General features: G+C 46.8%; 10 protein-coding genes and 3 rRNA genes. All 13 read right to left on the reverse strand.

Annotated elements, in window-relative coordinates:
- Positions 1-62 precede the first annotated feature (62 nt).
- Positions 63-617: a cysteine hydrolase family protein gene (locus tag HXT56_RS04885; RefSeq protein WP_116712401.1), complete on the reverse strand. Its 555-nt coding sequence runs from the start codon at positions 615-617 to the stop codon at positions 63-65.
- 838 nt (positions 618-1,455) lie between these two features.
- Positions 1,456-4,122, reverse strand: a complete 2,667-nt coding sequence (locus HXT56_RS04890) for a hypothetical protein (RefSeq protein WP_421777916.1) — start codon at positions 4,120-4,122, stop codon at positions 1,456-1,458.
- Between the two features lie 283 nt (positions 4,123-4,405).
- Positions 4,406-4,522 (reverse strand): 5S ribosomal RNA (gene rrf / locus HXT56_RS04895).
- A 177-nt stretch (positions 4,523-4,699) separates the two neighbouring features.
- Positions 4,700-7,761, reverse strand: a 23S ribosomal RNA gene (locus HXT56_RS04900).
- A gap of 373 nt (positions 7,762-8,134) precedes the next feature.
- Positions 8,135-9,660, reverse strand: a 16S ribosomal RNA gene (locus HXT56_RS04905).
- Together the 16S, 23S and 5S rRNA genes form the textbook arrangement of a ribosomal RNA operon.
- Before the next feature lie 189 nt (positions 9,661-9,849).
- Positions 9,850-9,996 (reverse strand): hypothetical protein, encoded by a 147-nt coding sequence (locus tag HXT56_RS04910; RefSeq protein WP_162720529.1) that lies wholly within the window; start codon positions 9,994-9,996, stop codon positions 9,850-9,852.
- 476 nt (positions 9,997-10,472) lie between these two features.
- Entirely contained in the window at positions 10,473-11,285 is an 813-nt protein-coding gene (locus tag HXT56_RS04915) for an HD domain-containing protein (protein WP_250310065.1), read from the reverse strand.
- A gap of 84 nt (positions 11,286-11,369) precedes the next feature.
- Positions 11,370-14,018 (reverse strand): KUP/HAK/KT family potassium transporter, encoded by a 2,649-nt coding sequence (locus HXT56_RS04920; protein WP_421778496.1) that lies wholly within the window; start codon positions 14,016-14,018, stop codon positions 11,370-11,372.
- 220 nt (positions 14,019-14,238) lie between these two features.
- On the reverse strand, positions 14,239-15,219 hold the full coding sequence (locus HXT56_RS04925; RefSeq protein WP_421777917.1) for a TatD family hydrolase: 981 nt from the start codon (positions 15,217-15,219) through the stop codon (positions 14,239-14,241).
- 42 nt (positions 15,220-15,261) lie between these two features.
- The gene (locus HXT56_RS04930; protein WP_421777918.1) at positions 15,262-17,058 is read right to left on the reverse strand and encodes an ABC transporter ATP-binding protein; all 1,797 of its coding nucleotides are present in this window, start codon (positions 17,056-17,058) and stop codon (positions 15,262-15,264) included.
- 2 nt (positions 17,059-17,060) lie between these two features.
- A complete protein-coding gene (locus HXT56_RS04935) occupies positions 17,061-18,875 on the reverse strand; it encodes an ABC transporter ATP-binding protein (protein ID WP_116712395.1) in 1,815 nt (604 codons plus the stop codon).
- Positions 18,876-19,055: 180 nt separating this feature from the next.
- Positions 19,056-20,816, reverse strand: a complete 1,761-nt coding sequence (locus HXT56_RS04940) for an ABC transporter family substrate-binding protein (protein WP_421777919.1) — start codon at positions 20,814-20,816, stop codon at positions 19,056-19,058.
- 329 nt (positions 20,817-21,145) lie between these two features.
- Positions 21,146-23,035 carry an ABC transporter ATP-binding protein gene (locus tag HXT56_RS04945; RefSeq protein ID WP_421777920.1) on the reverse strand — a complete coding sequence of 630 codons (1,890 nt, stop codon included), beginning with the start codon at positions 23,033-23,035 and terminating at the stop codon, positions 21,146-21,148.
- Between the last annotated feature and the right edge of the window lie 5 nt (positions 23,036-23,040).

Genomic DNA, 23,040 nt, shown 5'->3' on the forward strand with positions numbered 1-23,040 from the left:
GCAGCTCGAAGTCGTCGATTCGCAAATCAACCAGCGTAATATTTTTAGCAAATTAGCAACTTTCAGCCTTCTACGATATCCGCATTAAGGCAAGTCTTAAAATGACGAAGCGCCCACTCGTGACCTTGAGGATCGAAGCTTGCCACAGCATCCTTATGAACCACAATCTTAAATCCAAGATTATATGCGTCAACAGCAGTGTGAAGCACGCAAATATCCGTGCAAACTCCCACCAAATGCAGCTCCTCAATGTGACGTTCGCGAAGCTTAATCAGCAAATCAGTGCCATTAAACGACGAGTAGCGAGTCTTATGAATGTAATACACGTTACTTTTGTCTTTATTCGCTTCATAAAAATCGCCAAGCGCACCATACAGCTGCTGACCGTGCGTTCCAGCAATATTGTGAGGTGGGAACAGCTTAGTTTCCGGATGATACGGGTCGTTCAAATGATGCGTGTCAATCGCGAAAACAACAAACTCGCCAGAGTCAAGGAATTCCTGCGAAATCTCAGTAATGCGCTTTTCTAACTTTTGTGCAGGCTCGCCTACAGTGAGAGAACCGTCGCTTGCCACAAAATCATTCGTATAATCAATGTTAATAAGGGCTTTATTCATACCTACTCCTTGTATGAAATTTACAGAATAATTGCAAATAGCATAATCACAATTAGCGCACGCTTTACTTACAATATTCCGTATTTTTAATTGCTTGATTTTATTTCAATTGATAGCCCAATTATCAACTCAATTGCTGGCCCAATTGCGCTCGGCACAATATTTTAATACTCAACGAATACTCAAAATCGCTTGTTTTTATGCCGACTACAATCATTTAATCACTACCTTGCGGCAAGTGTAGTCATGGAACATTTTCCGGCGTTTGTAGCTGTTTTGGCTGGTGTTTGGAACATTTGCCGGGGGATTTTCCGGGTTTTGTAGCTGTATCAGCGTTATTGTGGAACATTCTCGGGAGTTTTTTCTCCGGGTTTTGTAGCTGTTTTGGCGGATTTATGGAACATTTGCCGGAAGTTTATCTAGAGTTTGCAACTGACGACCTAGTTACTAAGTATCACCACACTAATCTGTCCTGCCTTCGTCAATCGAGACGAAGGCAGACCTCGCTTGCGTTGAAAGCACCCCGTGCTTTCAACTTGAGCAAGCTCGGCGCTCCGAATTGCCTTCGCGTGCGCTTTGACCGAGCTTGAAATCATTGGGATTTCAAGCTCCTTCAAAGCGTGATTTGGCTCAATTGTGAAGCACGGGGTGCTTCACATGCCAAATCAGCCGAACGGCTACCAATAGCCGTGAGGAATAAACGCTTCGGCAGATCGTCAGCGCAAATCAATTGCATATAATGCTATATCCCTATAACTAAATAGGCGGCGAGGATGCAATCCCCACCGCCTACTGGTTTTATGCACTTACTACATTCGCAACAGTAGCAAGGCTATAGTTAATTATTATTTTCTTGAGTCTTGGTAACGTTGTCAGTCTGAGTAACATCGCCAGCATTATCATTATCAGTCTCAGCAGCCTCAATCTTAACATCTTCAGACTTAGCATCAGCAAATTCAGACTTAGCAGCCTCAATCTTAACATCTTCAGACTTATCCACAGCAACCTCAGCCTTAACAGCCTCAATCTTAGCAGCCGCAGACTTAGTATCACCAGGCTTGATAGTCTCACTAGACTTAGCATCACCAGGCTTGGTAATTTCACCAGGCTTAGCAGCATCACCAGAGTTGGCAGTATCACCAGGCTTGGCAACATCCTCAGGCTTGGTTTCACCAGGCTTGGCAGTATTGCCAGCATTGGTATCGCCAGAGTTGGTAGTATCACCAGACTGAGTGTCACCAGACTGAGTGTCATCATTATAGAAATCACTCAAGTCTAAATCGCCCAAGTCTAAATCATCAAAATTGATGTCATCGATATCTAAGGAAGCCAAATCGTCATCACTGATTTCCGACGCATAAGTATCGAACTCACTGAAATCGAAGTCCTCAGCCTCCACATCATCAAGGCCCAAATCATCCAAATCTAAATCGTCAAAGTTGAAATCACCCCAGTCAATGTCATCAAAATTGAAATCATCAAATGGGCCAGCAGGATTATTGTCAGGATTATTACCGGAATCACCATCAGGATTATTATCAGGCTTATTACCAGTATCGCCATCAGGATTCTCAAACGAGCTGTCGTTATAATCAAGCGGAGCAACATCTTCACTCGACTTCTGCTCAGGAGTCAAAGCCAAGTTGTCTATATCAAGAACTGTCGTATCATACTCACCGCTCTTTAACTTTTTAATGAGATCCTCGCGAGCATATAATTCCGTTTGTTTGTTGTCAAATCTTTGACGCTCTTTACCTATATATTTGTATAATTCATCATCCGCTTTATAATAATCAGCTTCAGCTTGCTTAATTTCTTCCTTAGAAGCGCCGGAACTGTTTAATTCACCCCATTTTGTAGACGCTGCCCACATTCTATCATAAAGAACTTTTGCCTCGCCCTGGTTTGCATAATCGTTATACTTCTTATCTCGCTCAAGGCGGTCATTTACGGTCGCTTTAAGCATATCGTCGTATGATATGCCATTCTTAAGCGCTTCCTTTATATACGCATCATTGTCACGAGCAGCAAGTAAATCTACCATAAATTCATAACGATATACAGTTTCTATCGCGTCACGATACTCTTTAGAAGTTCCAGCTTCACTATAGCTAATCTTATCCACTAATTTTTTAGCTTTGTTATAAGCAGGCGCGTCATCTTCCAGCAACTGTTCAAGATTCTTTCCGTTATTAAGCTGATCTTGTACATACTTCTTAAACTTCAAATGCAAGTAAGCGTATGAGACAGCACCATCGCGAGCAGTACTCAAGTCTTCAGCAATATCGTACGCTTTGTAAGCATTCTTATCGCCTAATTCTGCTTGTTCCTTACGGAGATCTTCAAGCTTCTTACTGTTCTCAATGCGTGATGCAGTATACTTTTCATAGGCATCGCAATACTCTTTGCGCTGCTCAGCAGTCAATTGACTTGGATCTTTATAAGTAAATTCCCAGCCAAACTTTTTCGAAGGATCATTAATATTGCTCGAAATGGCATCAATCTGCTGCTGAAGAATATTGTACTTCTCATAATCAAAGTCAGGATTTTCACGAGGAGGAAGACTTACACCATTACCATAATGAATAATGGTATGATCAAACGCCTTCTTCAATGTTCCTTGCTGAGCTAATTCTTTGCTCAAATACTCGTCGCCATTATGCACATTGACAGTCGCATTAACCTCACGATTAAGGTCAAATACATTTACATTCACATCGATACCTGTTCTAGCTACCAGGTCGCGAATTCCATTAGCAACTTTATCTTCCAAATTGCGTTTACTTTTCTCAACTAATTTATGCCAGAAAGCTAATTGAGCTTTCACATACGCTGAGTTATCGGCATTTGGTTCACCATCGTACCAATACTTTACTTTAACTTGGTCTAAATCATAATTACTTTGATCTTCAATACTTATTGGATGCACTTCAGAAGGAAGCTGTATTGCCTGTCGTAAATCATTAAATTGTTTATCGAGAGCAGTAAGCTTAGCAAGCTTAGATTTAGTATCCTCAAGCTTGTTATAAGGCACGGAAGCTTTTCGCCATGATGAATACGTCGAATATCCTCTAAAGACATCATAGTGGTTATGGAATCCAGCACGTGCTCCGAATGAATTATTGGTGGGACGATTTAAACGCTTATCTAATTCTTTGGCTTCAGCGCGCAAAGCATCAAGCGTATTCTGATTAGGCTTCTCACCTGCTGCATTAAGATGCTGTTCAAACTGTTCAATCATTGTTTTATCAGTATCAATTAAATTTTTGTAAAACGGTTTGTATGTGTCAAGATGAATATTGAAAGGATCGCTTTTCAATTTAGCATTATCAGAATTATCAATAAGCTTTTTTAGCGCGTCGATATGATTATCTGCTTGAGATATTAATTGTGTGATAGTCGCATTGAAATCTGTATTATCATCTGCTACTGCAACGCCGGCGTTGCATACGCAGCACAACATGGCTGCTGCAGCAAATGTTGCTATAAACTTTTTATTCATCATATGCACCTTCTTTTAACTCTTAATACACTTAAACGAAAGCACAATGCTACGCATAATCCGCGCAGCAAAGTACCTACTATCTCAGACTACTCCCTCCCCCCAAAAAACCACAACGCTCGAAAAGGATTAATTACTAAAGCGCGCGCAACTTTTCTCGTGTTCGTGTACTTAGGCTGGGTGTAAGTCCACGAATGCGCGTGGATGAATCAACACCTATAACCCATAACAGTATGCGGGGGATAATAAAAAAGCGGGGAACAAACGTTCCCCGCTAAAAAGAATAATGCGGCAGCGTGCTAGTCTCCCACACCCTATCGAGTGCAGTACCCTCGCCGTGTCAGGCCTTAGCTTCCGGGTTCGGAATGGGACCGGGCGTCTCACCTGAGCCATGACCACCGCAAACTTAATTATAACACTCACCAGCAGTGAGTGGCAAGTTGGCGGTTTGGGAACCGGACATGAACGCGAATAAAAACAACTCTTACCAACCGATCGTTAAGCAAAACATTCAGTACTCATTAACGCTAGAAGAAAAATACTCACAGAAACTCACCCTCCCCACTCACAAGAGTAGAGAAGAATGTCACCATCACCCATTAGTACTAGTCAGCTCCACCCCTTACAGGGCTTCCACATCTAGCCTATCAACCACGTGTTCTACATGGGGGCTCACACACTAACGTGCATGGAATGCTTATCTTGGAGCAGGCTTCCCGCTTAGATGCTTTCAGCGGTTATCCCTTCCGAACGTAGCTAACCGGCAGCGCCACTGGCGTGACGACCGGCATACCAGAGGTTCGTCCACCCAGGTCCTCTCGTACTATGGGCAGGTCTCCTCAACATTCCAACGAGCGCAGAGGATAGAGACCAAACTGTCTCACGACGTTCTGAACCCAGCTCGCGTGCCGCTTTAATCGGCGAACAGCCGAACCCTTGGGACCTGCTCCAGCCCCAGGATGCGACGAGCCGACATCGAGGTGCCAAACCATCCCGTCGATATGGACTCTTGGGAATGATCAGCCTGTTATCCCCGGGGTACCTTTTATCCGTTGAGCGATGCCACGTCCGTACGCCGGCACCGGATCACTATCTCCGACTTTCGTCCCTGCTCGACCCGTCAGTCTCACAGTCAAGCCCGCTTGTGCGATTACACTCAACACCCGATTGCCAACCGGGCTGAGCGGACCATTGAGCGCCTCCGTTACTCTTTAGGAGGCAACCGCCCCAGTTAAACTACCCGCCAGGCACTGTCCCTAACACGGATAACGTGCTGAGGTTAGACGCCAGATATGGAAAGAGCGGTATTTCACTATTCGACTCCACGCAAGCTAGCGCCCACGCTTCACAGCCTCCCGCCTATGCTACACGATCCACACCTAACGACAATACCAAGGTATAGTAAAGGTCCCGGGGTCTTTTCGTCCTTCTGCGCTTAACGAGCATCTTTACTCGTACTGCAATTTCGCCGGGCTCCTGGCCGAGACAGTGGGGAAGTCGTTACGCCATTCGTGCAGGTCGGAACTTACCCGACAAGGAATTTCGCTACCTTAGGATGGTTATAGTTACCACCGCCGTTTACCGGGGCTTAAATTCACCGCTTCACCGAAGCTAACGGATCCTCTTAACCTTCCGGCACCGGGCAGGCGTCAGAGCGTATACAGCGGCTTACGCCTTCGCACGCTCCTGTGTTTTTGGTAAACAGTCGCTACCCCCTAGCTTGTGCCACCCCCAACAGCTCAACAGCGTAAAACCATATCACCATCAAGGGTCTCCCTTATGCCGAAGGCACGGGAGTAATTTGCCGAGTTCCTTGGCCAGGATTCGCCCGATCGCTTCGGTATACTCTACCAGACCACCAGTGTCGGTTTAGGGTACGAGCGGAATCACACCTCACGTTGAAGCTTTTCTCGGCAAGCAGGATCACCGGAATCAGCCTTACAGCCTACCCATCACGCCTCAGCTTAACATCCCCCGGATTTACCTAGGAGACAGCCCACACGCTTAGCCACGGAAAACCACCTCCGCAGCCGGCTACCTACCCGCGTCACTCCCACGCTAACCTACTACCAATACAGTCCCAACACAAACAAGCCAACAACCCCGAAAGGAAGCCAACTCGCAAATGAAGGTTAGTACTCTCAGATTCAGTTCGAACGGTGTAACACCGGTACGGGAATATCAACCCGTTCATCCATTCGACTACGCCTGTCGGCCTCGCCTTAGGACTCGACTCACCCGGGGACGACGAACGTGGCCCCGGAACCCTTAGTCATTCAGCGGACGGGATTCACACCCGTCTCTCGCTACTCATGTCTGCATTCTCACTCCCGTACAGTCCACGACAAGTTCACACTGCCGCTTCACCCCATACAGGACGCTCTCCTACCCCGCATGAACAAAATTCATGCAGTCGCGTCTTCGGTGGCGTGCTTAAGCCCCGCTACATTGTCGGCGCGGAACCACTAGACCAGTGAGCTGTTACGCACTCTTTCAAGGATGGCTGCTTCTAAGCCAACCTCCTGGCTGTCTATGCGACTCCACATCCTTTCCCACTTAGCACGCGCTTCGGGACCTTAGACGACGATCAGGGCTGTTTCCCTTTTGACGACGGAGCTTATCCCCCGCCGACTCACTGCCGTGATAAACCTAACAGGTATTCGGAGTTTGGCTGCTATTGGTACCCGGTATGGGCCCGCAAGCATCCAGTAGCTCTACCCCCTGTAAGCAATAACACGACGCTGCACCTAAATGCATTTCGGAGAGAACCAGCTATCACGGAATTTGATTGGCCTTTCACCCCTAACCCCAAGTCATCCCCCCAGTTTTCAACCTAGGTGGGTTCGGTCCTCCACACGGTCTTACCCGCGCTTCAACCTGCTCAGGGCTAGATCATCCCGCTTCGGGTCCAGGACATGCGACTCAAACGCCTTTTAAAACTCGCTTTCGCTACGGCTCCCCCACCCGGGTTAGCCTCGCCACATACCACTGACTCGCAGACTCATTTTTCGATAGGCACGCCGTCACCCCACAAAGAAGGCTCCGACGGATTGTAAGCGCACGGTTTCAGGAACTATTTCACTCCCCTCCCGGGGTGCTTTTCACCTTTCCCTCACGGTACTAGTACACTATCGGTCAGACAGGAATACTTAGGCTTACCCAACGGTCTGGGCAGATTCACGCGGGATTCCACGAGGCCCGCGCTACTTGGGAATAAACATAAAGAGACATCGCACGACAAGCTACGGGGCCATCACCCTCTACGGCTGGGAATTCAATCCCATTCACCTAGCACGACATTTTATCACTCTCCTCAACCCCGTCAGAGGCTGAACAGTCAATCCCACGACCCCGAATGCGCAACACCTGACGGTTATCACACGCACCCGGTTTAGCCTGATCCGCTTTCGCTCGCCACTACTCACGGAGTATCCTTTCCTGCAGGTACTGAGATGTTTCACTTCCCTGCGTACCCCCCACAAAAACTGTGGTGACCACCCATAACAGTGGCCGGGTCTCCCCATTCGGAAATCCTCGGATCAAAGCCCACTCGGCAGCTCCCCGAGGCATATCGCAGCCCGTCACGTCCTTCATCGGTCCTGTCTACCAAGGCATCCACCATACGCCCTTACCAGTGACAAACACTAAAGTAAGAACCCATCAGCAAAATTCTCTAGACAAAAAATCATCACACTAAACGATCACAAAACGATCAAGCGACTCCAACAAAAGGAGCCGGTTGAAATTGATAAAAGCAAAAAAAATCGAAACAAAAAGTTTCGCATTTTACTCGCGTCCACTATCCAGTTCTCAAACCACCACAACACCAAGAACCCAAGCCAAAAACAATAAAAGCCTCAACCTGAAATCCAAGGGCCAGGACCGCAACCCCCAAAAAGGAGGGGTGGCAATCCGGGAACCCAAAAGCATGCCCAACAAACTCATTTAAAAACATTAACTATTGATTTCCACACCAGTAACCACACTCAACCGAGCGTGCACAAAAACTCCGTAGAAAGGAGGTGATCCAGCCGCACCTTCCGGTACGGCTACCTTGTTACGACTTAGTCCCAATCACGAGCCTCACCTTAGACGGCTCCCTCCAAAAAGGTCAGGCCACCGGCTTCGGGTGCTGCCCACTTTCATGACTTGACGGGCGGTGTGTACAAGGCCCGGGAACGCATTCACCGCGACGTTGCTGATTCGCGATTACTAGCGACTCCGCCTTCACGTAGTCGAGTTGCAGACTACGATCCGAACTGAGACCAGTTTTAAGGGATTAGCTCCATGTCACCATGTCGCAACCCGTTGTACTGGCCATTGTAGCATGCGTGAAGCCCTGGACGTAAGGGGCATGATGATCTGACGTCATCCCCACCTTCCTCCGAGTTAACCCCGGCGGTCCCCCGTGAGTTCCCGGCATAACCCGCTGGCAACACAGGGCAAGGGTTGCGCTCGTTGCGGGACTTAACCCAACATCTCACGACACGAGCTGACGACGACCATGCACCACCTGTGAACCTGCCCCGAAGGGAAACCACATCTCTGCAGTCGACAGGCACATGTCAAGCCCAGGTAAGGTTCTTCGCGTTGCATCGAATTAATCCGCATGCTCCGCCGCTTGTGCGGGCCCCCGTCAATTTCTTTGAGTTTTAGCCTTGCGGCCGTACTCCCCAGGCGGGACGCTTAACGCGTTAGCTCCGACACGGAACCCGTGGAATGGGCCCCACATCCAGCGTCCACCGTTTACGGCGTGGACTACCAGGGTATCTAATCCTGTTCGCTCCCCACGCTTTCGCTTCTCAGCGTCAGTAACAGCCCAGAGACCTGCCTTCGCCATTGGTGTTCTTCCCGATATCTACACATTCCACCGTTACACCGGGAATTCCAGTCTCCCCTACTGCACTCTAGCCCGCCCGTACCCGGCGCAGACCCACCGTTAAGCGATGGGCTTTCACACCAGACGCGACGAACCGCCTACAAGCTCTTTACGCCCAATAATTCCGGATAACGCTTGCGCCCTACGTATTACCGCGGCTGCTGGCACGTAGTTAGCCGGCGCTTATTCGAAAGGTACACTCACCCGAAGGCTTGCTCCCAATCAAAAGCGGTTTACAACCCGAAGGCCTTCATCCCGCACGCGGCGTCGCTGCGTCAGGGTTTCCCCCATTGCGCAATATTCCCCACTGCTGCCTCCCGTAGGAGTCTGGGCCGTATCTCAGTCCCAATGTGGCCGTCCGCCCTCTCAGGCCGGCTACCCGTCGAAGCCTAGGTGGGCCATTACCCCGCCTACAAGCTGATAGGACGCGACCCCATCCCATGCCACTAAACACTTTCCCAACAAGACATGCGTCAAGTTGGAGCATCCAGCATTACCACCCGTTTCCAAGAGCTATTCTGGAGCATGGGGCAGGTTGGTCACGCATTACTCACCCGTTCGCCACTCTCACCAACCAGCAAGCTGGTCAGATCCCGTTCGACTTGCATGTGTTAAGCACGCCGCCAGCGTTCATCCTGAGCCAGAATCGAACCCTCCACGAAAAAATTCAATGAAGAGCCAAAATAAGGCTCCAAAAAATAAGAAAAAGACGAGACATTCTTTAAGGAAAGAACATCCCAACAAAAACCTCACCACCATTTAACCATCTCTCAGGCACCCCACAATCTGTGAGGCAGGCAATGAACTGGCAATAATTAACTAATAAGTAGTACAGACACGCTCTTGAGTTCTCAAACCACCACCACACCAGCCGGCCCATCAACCTCAACCGAGGAGAACCAGCCGCGCTGAGCAGCAAGAGATAAACTTACACCAACCCACGCCAAAACGCAAACCCACCAAAAACAAACACCCCAAAACCATTGAAAACAAGCCAAAACACCGGCGTGTCGAAAACAGTAAAAAACCAGAGAAAAAACCAACAACAAACCAACAACCCAACCCAAAACCAACAAAAAACAACCAAAAACAACCCCAAAAACACAAAACCCGGGAGTGTCGCACTAATCTCACAACCCACACCCCCAAACAAAACAGCAACAAAAACCAATCCCAAACCAAAACACAACCAAAACACAACCAAAACGCAACCAAAACATTAAAAAAAAACAGAATCAAAAGCAAAAAAGCAGAATCGAAATAATCAAAACACAAAACAAAACCACAGAAGGTATATATCTATATAAACAATTAATAAGAAACTAAAAATGCGACGTTAAATAAATAGAAACAAACTTACGCAACAAACTTACGCAACAAACTAAAACAATAAATCTGCGCGACAAACTTACGCTATAAACCTACGCTATAAACCTACGCAATAAACCAAAAACAATAAACCAAAACAACAAGCTTACGCGTCAACGGATAATCCGAAGCACTTTGCCAACGCCTCAATATCAGGCTCGCCATACTTCTCAACCAACTGCATCCACCGCAATGCATTATCTTCACCAAATCGCGCAGCCTTGCGACGGTAAGAATCCACAGTTAAGAATCGCGGAGGAATCGACTTGCTGTTGTACTTATCCGCAACCATCACAATCTCTTGCTCAAGAGTACGAGGCATATAATCAGCCGCCGGCAAAGGAAGATTCTGCGAAAGAACCTGCTCACGCGTTAAACCAACCCCAGTATGATTACGCGCAAACTGAGCAATATCCTCACTAAAACCGCGTTCAACTAAATAGTTATAACCACGCAACCCATGCAAAATGTAGTGTGGCCCATCAAAGCGCAGTTCTCCAGCAAACTTATTAGACCCGTCCTTCTCAAGCACAAAATAAGTGCCAATATCATGAATCAAACCGCCAACCAAAGCCGCATACTCGTCAACATATTGGCACGGAGCGGAACCGCCTGTAACCGAAGGCAACGTAAGATACGCCTCACCGATAAGTTCGCTCATACACTTCTGTGCAAGCTGAGCGCGCTCACGCAAAGCAGCACCCATAGGATTAGCGCAAGATTTGGCACTTAATAACATATTGCAGTGATGCGCAATCTGCCAAGAAATAGTTGCAATAACAGCACAATGCCCATGAATAACATCGTAAGCGGCGCGAGAAGGCGCAGTATCGCGATGCAACTGCTCAACCTGCTCAAAATCAGGAATATCAGCAAGTTTTATTGCATCGCAATGAGTTAACGACAATGATTCATTCATCACCGCGTCACCACTAACAGCGCCACCACACACCGCGTTATCACTCATATTAGCCAGCTATCCTGTGCAATCCTGTTTCGCTTATTAGCGAGTCTCGCCAAGACCAGCAGTCTCGTCACCACCAGCAGTCTGCGCCGGTTCTTCCGCACGTTCAGCATCTTCTACGGCTTGCACAACAGCGTGAGTTACGTTCGCTGCATCAAGACTTACTTCCGCCTCACGAAGTTCACGAGATTGAGAAGATTGCGAAGACTCACGAGACTGCGAAGACTGAGCATCACCCGCCTTCGCCGGCAACTTCAACGATACAGGATTAATTTTACCCGTATTCACCAGTTGTTCGTCAGCAAGTAGCACGTTCGCAGCGGCAATATCGCGCGCGTTCATTACCGCAGTCTGCTCCGCATCAGTTGGTCGAGTATCACTCACCATATCAACAGGCGTTTCTGCTGCCGAAGCGCCTTGCAAAGATTGCACAGCACGAGGGCTACATTCCTCCCTTTGCAAACGCGGAGGTCTACGTGTAGAAACAAACAGTGGCTGCACTTCCACAATCGGATTGTACGGCGCCAAACCAAACCACTTAACCGGAGTTCCCGCAATATGTCGAATCGCATACTTCATTTTCAGCGATAATGCGCCACGCACAGAAATATTCGACTCCGGCATCAAAGCCTTGTGCAACAGCACGTAACGAATCGGACCAATATCCGGATCCGCATCCACCTTAGGATACACCGATTTTTGTCGCGGAAGCTCACCCGTGTGCGACAAATCATGCATAATTTGGTGCAAATAAGCTGGTATAGAAGGCGACACCTTAAATCCAAGCTTGATTTTTACGCGGAACAAATAATCCGTACCAAAATTTTCCACGCAATACTCTCGCGTAAACGGCGCGTCATCAGTCTCTACTGACACAGCCCACCAAGCGCGTGCACGCTTAGGATGGTCTGCAAAGATCGAGAAGAAAATACCAGTATCAAGACGCTTCATTTCACGATCGGACGTTAAGTACACAATATTGTCGGCAAAATAAGGGATACGGAAATCTCCGTGCAACTTGTCAAGTACCGGAAGAAAATCTTTCGGTTTCATGTGCAAACGTTGCGAACGCTCAATTTTTGTGCCATCTTTCCACGTAACCATAATTGTCAAAATGGAAAAACCAAGCAGCATCGTAAACCAGCCGCCGTGCATAAACTTTGCCATAGAAGCGACAAAGAACATGAATTCAATCATGAGGAACACTATGGCAAATATTAACGCTCCAAGACGCTTCTTTTGATACCACATGTGTACGGTAAGCAAAATAGTCGTTGCCAGCATGGTAAGCGTCAAAGCCAAACCGTATGCGCCGGAAATGTGTTCGGAATCACGGAACACGGCAAGAACAGTAAGCGTTGCAACGCAAAGCACTACGTTTACTACAGGAATATAAAGCTGTCCGCGTGTGCGCGCTGGATATCGTACCTGCAAGTGCGGCATCCAGTTGAGACTAGTTGCTTCCGAAACCATGGTATAAGCGCCAGTAATCAAAGCTTGAGAGGCGATAATACCTGCAGTAACAGAAAGAATAACAGCCACATAGCGTACGTTAGGCTCAAGCATTTGGAAGAACGGATTTAATCCTTCAAGCGACCATAATGCTTTATCGTTCTGGTGCTGCAACATCCAGGCGCCCTGGCCGAAATAGTTGAGTACTAAAGCAACTTTAATAAACGGCCACGTTGCGTACACGTTTCCGCGACCAACATGACCCATATCGGAGTACAAAGCCTCAGCACCGGTTGTGGAAAGGAAGATAACGCCCATCACTGCTAAGCCCTGCACATTGTGTGGGCTAAACAGGAATTTCAAACCGTAGATTGGATTAAGCGCCTCAAATATCGTCCAATCTTGGCCAATATTGACAATGCCAACTAACGCAAGGAAGGCGAACCAAATCATCACGACGATGCCGAATACTTTACCAATGCGTTCAGTACCGCGTTGTTGCACAGAAAAAAGCAGCACGATGATAATAATCGTAATCATCAGCGCTAAATTCTCATTTTCTAAGAACACTGGTCGGAATGCTTCGATAGTGCGCAAACCTTCCACTGCGGAAGAAATGGAAACTGCTGGGGTTAGTACAGAATCTGCCAAGAACGCAGCGCCACCAATCATGGCAGGTATGGCAAGCCACGCACCTTTTCTGCGCAAAAGCGAGTACAGTGCAAAAATTCCACCTTCGCCCTTGTTGTCAGTTCGCATGGCAACAAACACGTATTTTACTGTAGTGATAAGCGTAATTGACCAAAAAAGCAGCGACAGCATACCGTAGACGGCTTCACTGTTGATATTTTGCAATCCGCCTTGCCCCGCCAAAAAAGTTTGTGCGGTATACAAAGGCGAGGTACCAATATCGCCGTACACGACGCCAAGTGCCACAATTGCCATACCGAGCGTGAAACGATCAGAGCTAGTCTGTACTTTTGCCCACCATCGTCCTAACGGTCCTCGAACAGCGCTAGCAACAAGTTTTTCCGCTTCTTTCACTTCTTGCGCTTGCTGTTGAGCTATAACTTCACGCTCTTCTCGGGTTGTTGTTTTATGCGAGACTTTCGGTGCCTTCGTAAAGGACGCTGCTCGCAATATAGCAGCCTTAGAGCCTTTTTCGGAATCTTTCGCGCCGTTGCGAGGATCCTTAGCGCCATCGGTTGACGGCGCAGCAATGCGTGACTTCGTCATGCTGAATTGTTCCTCCATAGGTAAGGTTTCTTCTTGCTGCCAACAAGAAGTCGCATAAACCTCGTACCTTCACAGTTTTATTTCCGTACTTGGATATTGTATACAATAATAGCTATATCGTGCAAAAATCTTACGAAATCGTTGAAAAATAAGGGTTCCAATTAGGCTGAAATTTTTAGAATCCGCAAATTTAGAATCCGCAATTTTAGAATCCGCAATTTTAGAATCCGTAAATTTTGCGCGTATTTTCACGCGTCACTTTCGCTGCGTGCTCTAAAGATACGTCCAGTACTTCCGCAAGTGTTTCCAAAGTGTACGGCACCATATAAGGTGCGTTTGGTCTTCCGCGGTAAGGCATTGGCGTTAAGTATGGTGCGTCCGTTTCAACGGTTATGTGACTTTCGCCTATAATTTGTGCAGATTTACGTAACGCTTCGTTGCCTTTGTAGCCTATGGTCCCGGAAAAACTTGCGTACCAACCGTGTTCTTTTAGTATTTCGGCTAAATCCGTGCCGCCTGCGTAGCTGTGAAATACTGTTCGTTCCGGAGCGCCATCCTGCAATAAAACTTTTACTATATCTTCGTGTGCGTCGCGATCGTGTATTTGCAGGGGTAAGTTTAATTCTTTTGCGAGCGCAATATGGTCGCGGAAGGCTTCGCGTTGTGCGGATCGTGCTGGTTCTCCTGTGCGAAAGTAGTCTAAGCCGGTTTCGCCGATTGCTACTACTTCTTTCGGATGCGCTACAGCTAGCGAGCGCAGGTGTTGCATTGCTTCGTCAAATGGTATGTCGTGGTAGGGCTGGTAGGTTATTGGCAGCCCGTCTGGGCCTTGCGCGCCTCTGTGCCCGTGCAATACTGCTTCGTTTGGGTGTATTGCGATTGCTGCGCGAACTGAATCCGCATGCGAAGAAGCAAACGCAATAGTTGGTTCCCAATCTGGGTATTCGCAGCCAACTTCTAACATGTGTGAAACGCCGGCGGATTTTGCTTGCTCAACCAGATCGTCCGGAGTTGGTTCGGCTATTAAGTCGCGGCCTTTTTCTGCTAATTCTTGGTTGAGATTATGCGCAAAGTCGACGACGCTGAGCATATGCGTATGGTCGTCCGCAATTGTTACGCCGTTTTTTACTAGATTTTCCCATACTGCGGATTGCGTGGTTAGAACCGGCGCCCAATTGTGTTCGCGATGATGTTTACTCATACGTACTAGTTTAGTCAATCAATTGCGTTTTGATTTACAATCTCACTCAATCGATTGGCGAATTGCAGCATATTGCGATTCTACAAGACGATAGTAGGCACCTTTTGCGGCCATAAGTTCTGCGTGCGTACCGCGTTCTATTATTTGTCCGTGGTCAATTACGCAGATTAAGTTGGCTTTTTCAATAGTTGATAATCTGTGCGCAATTACGAATGACGTGCGATTTTTAAGCAGCTGCGCTAATCCAGCTTGTAGTGCTTCTTCCGTACGCGTGTCAATATTGCTGGTTGCTTCGTCGAGAATTAGGATTCGCGGGTCCGCAAGTAGCACTCGCGCAAACGATATGAGTTGCCTTTGTCCTGCGGAAAGTGTTGCGCCTCGCTCCTCAATTTCGGTATCGTATCCGTTTGGTAAGTCTTCAATAAATTCGTGTGCGTGAACGGTTCGAGCTGCAGCCTCGATTTCTTCGTCAGTTGCGTCAAGTTTTCCATAACGGATATTTTCGCGCACGGTTCCGCTGAAAATAAAGCTATCTTGCAGCATTACGCCCATTTGTTTGCGAAGTGAATTTAAGGTTACTGATCGCACGTCATGCCCGTCGATTGTAATGGATCCTTCTGAAACGTCGTAGAATCTGGATAGAAGGTTTACTAGCGTCGTTTTTCCGGCTCCCGTCGGCCCCACTAAAGCAACTGTTTGCCCCGGCTGCACATGCAAATCAACCAGGTTCAAAATCGGCCTTCCGCCTTCTTCGTAACGGAATACAACGTCGTTTACGTCGACTTTTCCACGAATTTGCGGCAATTCTTTAGCGTCTGGCTTATCTACAATATTCGGCTTAATTCTTAAAGTTTCAAAAATTCGTTCAAGATATACCGAACAAGTCACCAATTGCGTGTAAAAGTTTCCAATATTTACTACCGGATCCCAGAAGGTAGTCGAGTACCATACGAATGCTATAAGCGTTCCGGTACTTACGTTCATTCCGCCTAAGTTCGACACTCCAACGTAGTACAAAAGCGATATTGCTGCGGTTTCAATAATTGAAGCTCCCGGCCAAAGCAGCATTTGCACTCTAACGTTTCGCATCCAAGCGCTGCGAACACCCGCCTGCTGTTCTTGGAACGTGGCGTATTGTTCTGCTTCGCGAGCAAAAGTTTGCGTTGTTTTTACGCCTGCGATTGATTCGTGCAAGTACGCGTTTAAATTACTTTGCTTATTCGATAGTTTTTTAGACGCTTTACGTTGCAAAATTTGCAAAGTGCGCGTCCAAATTATAAATATTGGGAATAGCACCAGGCTCCACAACGCCATTCGCCAATCTATAACGAACATTGTTATTAGTGTAATAATCAGCACAAAAACGTCGGAAAATACGTTAATAAATCCCGAAGAAAGCGTATCCGAAAGCGTGTTTATGTAGTTTACTATGCGAATCAGAATCTTTCCGTGCGGACGCGAATCAAAATAATCAAAAGATAGCGATTGCACGTGCGTAAAAATATCGCGACGCATATCTCTAATCATCATTTGGCCGAGGCGCGTAATTGCAAGCGTTCTGTACGCTAATCCCAGCTCGTACAGCACAATAAGCACCATAAAAACCGCAATAATTGCGTACAGGTACGTGTAGTTTTTATGCGGCAATACTACGTCGATTAGCATTTTTGTGATCATTGGCATTGCCGTCATAATTATGCTGCCGCTTATAACTACCAGAATTACGAGCAGGAGTTTAGTTGCGTACGGTTTCATGTATTTTTTAACGCGCATAAGCTCATGCACGTTCACATGCTCTTCTTGTTCTTCGTCTTCGCGATAAGTGTTTCGTTGCGCCATGCCTACTCCCCCTTCGTTTCGAATCCTGCGGACTTGCCGCTTTGCAATCCCAGCTGCTTTCTGTAAATCTCCCAGTACCTTCCGTGCGCTGCCACAAGTTCTGCGTGCGTGCCACGTTCGACGATTTTGCCGTGATCTAGCACAACAATCATGTCTGCATCTTTTACGGATGAGATTCTGTGCGCAATAGTGATTACGGTGCGCGTGCCGTCGAGTTTCTTTAGCTCCTGCTGAATATGTTCTTCTGTTTCCATGTCTACAGCCGAAGTTGTGTCGTCCATAATTAAGATTGCTGGGTTATTTGCTAAAGCGCGAGCTAAGCTAAGCCTCTGTTTTTGCCCTCCGGAAAGTCCGACTCCGCGCTCTCCTACTACTGTTTCGTAGCCTTCTGGCATACTCATAATAAAATCGTCAGCTGCTGCAATTCTTGCCATTCTGCGAATCGTATCGTCTAATTCTTTGCAATTTTCTTTATTTTGAAGCAAACCAAAGCCAATATTTCCTGCAATCGTGTCCGAAAATAGGAAAGTTTCCTGCGCTACTATGCTGACTTCGTTTCTTAAAGTTTCTAGCGGCCATTCGCGCACGTCTTTTCCGTCGATTAAAACGCGCCCACTCGATGGATCGTAGAATCTTGCGATAAGACTTACAAGAGTTGATTTTCCAGCTCCCGTTTCGCCAAGAATGCCTAGTTTGCTTCCGGCAGGAACGCGTAAATCAATATTTTTTAAGATTGGCGAGTCTTGATCGTCCGGGAATGCAAAATCAACATGCTCAAAAGTGATTTCGCCTTTGATTTTTACGCTTGCGTCCGCTTCTTTTGGAAGATTAATATGCGATTCTTGCGTAAGAAGCTTGCGAATATTAACGCATCCTGCATTAAAACGCTGCCAGTCGTTAATAAGCCAGCCAACCATTCTAACAGGCATATTAAGCATCCAAAGGAAGCTGTTAAAAGTAACGAATGTGCCTAATGTCATGCTGCCGTTTAGCACGAGCCATCCGCCGAAGCCTACGGTTATAAGCTCTAGCACAAATCCCATGCCGTCTAGCCACGGCATGTATTTTTGCGTGTTTTTTGCAAGCGTAATATTTCGTTTAAAGTAGTCTTCGTTACATTCGTCGAATTTTTTGGTTTCGTAAGCCTCGCGCACGAAGGCTTTTACCACGCGGTTTCCTTCAATATTTTCTTCTACCATTGAGTTCATGCGTGCGAAAGATTCGCGAATTGCAAGGAATTTTGGCCTAGCTTTTTTGCCCATAATTCTTGCAAGCAGGAACAAGAATGGCGTTATTGACATAAGCGCTAAAGCAAGCTGCCATTGGATTGAAAACATTATTACTAACGCAAGCACGAACATTACTAAGCAATCCAGCGCCATATAAGACACCCAGCTTAGAATATGGCGAATCGCATCCGTATCCGACGTCATTCGGCTCATAATATCGCCTGTGCGCGTGTGATTAAAGTACGTAAAATCTAAAGAGTGCAACTTTTCATACTCGTCGCTTACGAGTCGGTACACAGCGTTTTGGCCGAATCTTTCCATTTGAAGCTGGTAAATATATCTTGAGCCTACGCGAATAATCATCATTGCAACCATAAGAACGCATACGCTTATAAGTAGATTATGCTGTTTGCCAATAATGATTTTGTCGACTATAAAACCCGAAAGCAATGGCATTGTCATTGCCATTGTGTCGTTAATTGTAAAAAGTATAAGCGATACGCCTACTCTCCACATGTCTGGCTTGCAATATTGCAATACCCAGCGCACGTTGTTCGCGTCTTTGCGTTGATTTGGGTTGACATACATGCGCCGAGTGCTCCTTCATTTTAGATTTTTATTTTTTAAGACTTATTTTTTAAGTTTATACTATTTTCTGCTTTAGCAAGCGCAAAAACATGTGGCGTGTAGCCCAAAGACCACACGCCACATGCTGTAAGTTAAGCAATCAGCTTAGTAAACTTGCGCGAGTTATCGCTACAAATTTACTCACTTCTGCCAACCAATGTTTTCAACGAAAACGTTAGCATATCCAGCAGGACCGCCGTTAGCAAAGCCCTTCTTGTATGCCTGGTAGGTTGGAGGAGCAGAAACTGGGAGCGTGCCATACTCAGCAAGAGCCATGGACTCAGCCTTGTTGCTCAATGCAGTCTGTTCCTTGTAATCATAAATCTTACCAACCTTGGCGAGCAGGGCATCAATCTTCTTGTTGCCAGTGCCAGTAAAGTTGGAATCGCTCTTAGAACCGTAAAGCTGGGAAGCGGATGCCAAGAAGCTCAATGGAGATTGGGAAACCCAAGCCATTGGAAGCACCTGGAAGTCGAAGGAGGTTACAGTCTTAGAGAACTTAGAAGCAGGCTTGTTTACAGTCTTGCACTTCATGCCAGCCTTCTTCATCATGGCCTGGAATGCGTTAGCAAGAGCTGCCTGAGTGGAGTCATCGCCGAAGAAGGTGAATGAGAACTGAACGGTCTTACCATTCTTAGCGTAGTAACCGTCTTTGCCCATCTTGTAGCCAGCGGCCTCAAGAGTCTTCTTAGCGTTTTCTACGTTGAACTTACCATCAGCTGGAAGGTTGTTCTTGTAGCCAGCCTGGAACATGGAGAGAAGCTCAGAACCTGGCTGCTCGCTCTTCCAGTTCATGCCCTGGAACTGAATCTTGTTGTAGGTGGCAACGTCGAATGCCTGAGCAACGGCCTTACGAACGGCCTTATCCTTAAATGCGCCAGCCTTTGCGTTCAAGTTAATAACACGAATCTTGGTGCTGTAGCCGTAACGGAGCTGAGCGCCCTTAACACTACGAGCAGCCTTGATCTTATCCTTGGTGGAGATGGAATCCACGGAATCGATTTCGCCGTTCTGGAAGGCGTTCATTGCAGCGGTATCTTCCATACGCTTTACAACAACCTTATCAAGCTTTGCCTTCTTGCCCCACCACTTTGGATTGCGCACGAAAACAACCTGATCTTCAGTTGCGGACTGAATCTCGAATGGACCTGCACCCCACTCGTTGTGAGGATTATTTACCCAACCCTGGTTGAACACAGTCGGATCAACTGCCTTTGGATGAACCAATGGAGCGAAAAGCATTTCCCAAGTTGCGCATGGCTTATCGTACTTAACGATTACTTGCTTAGGAGTTGCACCCTGCTCAACGGACTCAATGCAGTCATAGCCTTCGTGAGATGGCACAGAGTAGGCCTCGTTCTTGCCATTCATGACTTCCCAAGTAGCCTTGAAAGCAGTGTAATCGATGTCTGTACCATCGTTCCACTTAGCCTTTGGGTTCAAGTTGTACTGAACTACGAGTGGCTTGTCGCTAACCTTCTTAACGGAAGTGATGTAGTCAGGGTTGTACTTAACCTTCTCGCCCTTAACAGTGTCGTAGTAAGGAAGTGATGGCTGATAGAATCCCCACAAAGTACCCATGTAAGCAGTGTTGCCATCGTTAGAAGCGTAGTTCCAGTTTGGACCCATGTCGGAAAGCGAGAACGTATAAGTACCGCCATCCTTAATATTTTCACGAGGCTGTGGGTTGTCGTAGCGCTTGTCAACCTTAGGCATTGGAAGAGCGCCAGTGTAGGAAGTATCCACACCTGCGGCTGGTTCTTCTGTAATACCTGCCTTATTGCCAGCGGCATTATTGTTGTTGTTAGCAGTAGAAGCACCACCGCAAGCGCCGAGCAGCATTGCAACAGAAAGTGCAGCTGCGGCAAATACGGTTAATTTACCTGCATTAGTTTTTTTCATGATTCCTCTCATTCCCCGGATGATGTCCGTCTTCCGGTATGTTGTATGAGTATATACAACTCTATGACATTCGACAAATTGTTTTCACAAAATATTAATTTTTTCTTTTTTGACTTTATTAAAATTGGGCAAAAAAGAATAATTTATTATCAAGAATGAGCAAAACAGAAAATTTTTTAGTTTATTTTCACTGAAAAACAAAATATCTTACGTTTTTTAATTTTATGTTACGCAACAAAAATCGCGCATGTTGTAATAAACATGCGCGATAATGCAACGTTATTCAATCAGAAACAACCCGCAAAACTCAGGCTGCAACCAAACAATAACTACTTAACATCGTCAAACGTATCTTCTTCGTTAAGAATAATGCGCTTACGATTCTTCTCAATCGTAGGATCTGGAATTGGCACAGCACTAATCAAAGCCTGCGTGTACGGATGCTTAGGATTGTCAAACACCTCATCCGTTTCGCCAGCTTCAACAATTCGACCGTGATACATAACAGCAATACGACTAGAAATGTGACGAACCACAGCCATGTTGTGAGCAACGAACAAGTAAGCAACACCCAACTTATCCTGCAAATCTTCAAGCAAGTTGATAATGCCAGCCTGGATGGAAACATCCAAAGCCGAAACAGGCTCGTCGAGAAGCAACAGCTTAGGATTCACAGCCAAAGCACGAGCAATAGCAATACGCTGACGCTGACCGCCCGAGAACTGCGTTGGGAATCGATCAACCTGATCTGGATTCAACTCAACCAACTGCATAAGTTCAGCAATACGCTGACGAATTTCCTCTTTCGTCTTATGCTGAACCAACAAAGGCTCCGCCAAAATATCGTAAACAAGCATACGAGGATCAAGCGAGCTCATAGGATCCTGGAACACGTACTGAATCTTAGAACGAAGCTCACGACGCTGCTCGCGCGTCAACTTATCGTTAAGCTCGGTACCAAAAACGGTAATAGAACCAGCTTCTGGCTTCTTTAAGCTCATAATTTCCATCAAAGTCGTGGACTTACCAGAACCGGACTCACCAACCAAAGCAACGGTCTCGCCTTCGCGAATCTCAAGGTCAATGCCATCTACAGCACGAACCTCGCCGATCTTTCGTCGCAAGAAACCGCCACCTGTAATCGGGAAGGTCTTAACTAATCCCTTAACATCCAAAACAACTTTACGCTGCTCGCGAGGAATGCCCTCGAACATAGGCTTAATCGGTTTTTCAGTCTCAGCATGAAGCAAAGCGCGAACCGTTTCACTTTCAGCTTCAAGCCCAATCATGGTACTGTCGTCGCCACTGTTCTCCTTAGCAATCAACATATCCATAGTCGGCTTAGAGATTGGGGTCAAACGACGAGTGCGCTTCTGATCGACGCGAGGGACAGCACCCAACAAACCAATCGTATAAGGCTGAGTTGGATTAGCAAAAATCTCTTCAACGCTATTATGCTCAACCAAATGGCCTGCATACATGACGATAACCTCATCGGCAACGCCAGCAATCACACCTAAATCGTGAGTAATGAAGATCATTGCAGCACCGGTTTCGCGCTGAGCTTTCTTCAACACATCCAAAACCTGAGCCTGAATAGTCACATCCAAGGCGGTAGTAGGCTCATCAGCAATAATAATATCCGGATTGTTAGCAATCGCCATAGCAATCATTACGCGCTGACGCATACCGCCGGAAAACTCGTGAGGAAAAGCCTTCAAACGCTCAGCTGGCTTAGTAATACCAACCAAATTAAGCAATTCAATAGAACGCTCACGAATCCGCTCTTCACTCATATCCGGGTTATGAGTTACCAAAGCTTCCTTCAACTGATCGCCAATAGAAAACACTGGCGTCAAAGCAGAAAGAGGATCCTGGAAGACCATAGCAATATTCTTGCCACGAATCTTACTCATCTCAAGATCAGTTTTAGTAAGAAGCTCCTCGCCCTTATACTTAACCGAACCTTTAACGCTAGCGTTCTTATCTAGCAAGCCCATCACAGCCAAAGAAGTAACCGACTTACCGGAACCGGACTCGCCAACGATACCAATCGTTTTGCCGCGGTACAAATCAAAATTCATGCCACGCACAGCGTGCACAATGCCAGCTTCAGAAGCAAAGCTAACTTGCAAGTCGCGTACAGAAAGCAACGGTTCGTTGTTTTGATCTTCCATCGTGGCATCTTCCTTCATTGCGTCATTCACCATATCAGTCATGTTTA

Source organism: Gardnerella nova (assembly GCF_049244055.1).
GTDB classification, from domain to species: Bacteria; Actinomycetota; Actinomycetes; order Actinomycetales; family Bifidobacteriaceae; genus Bifidobacterium; species Bifidobacterium vaginale_H.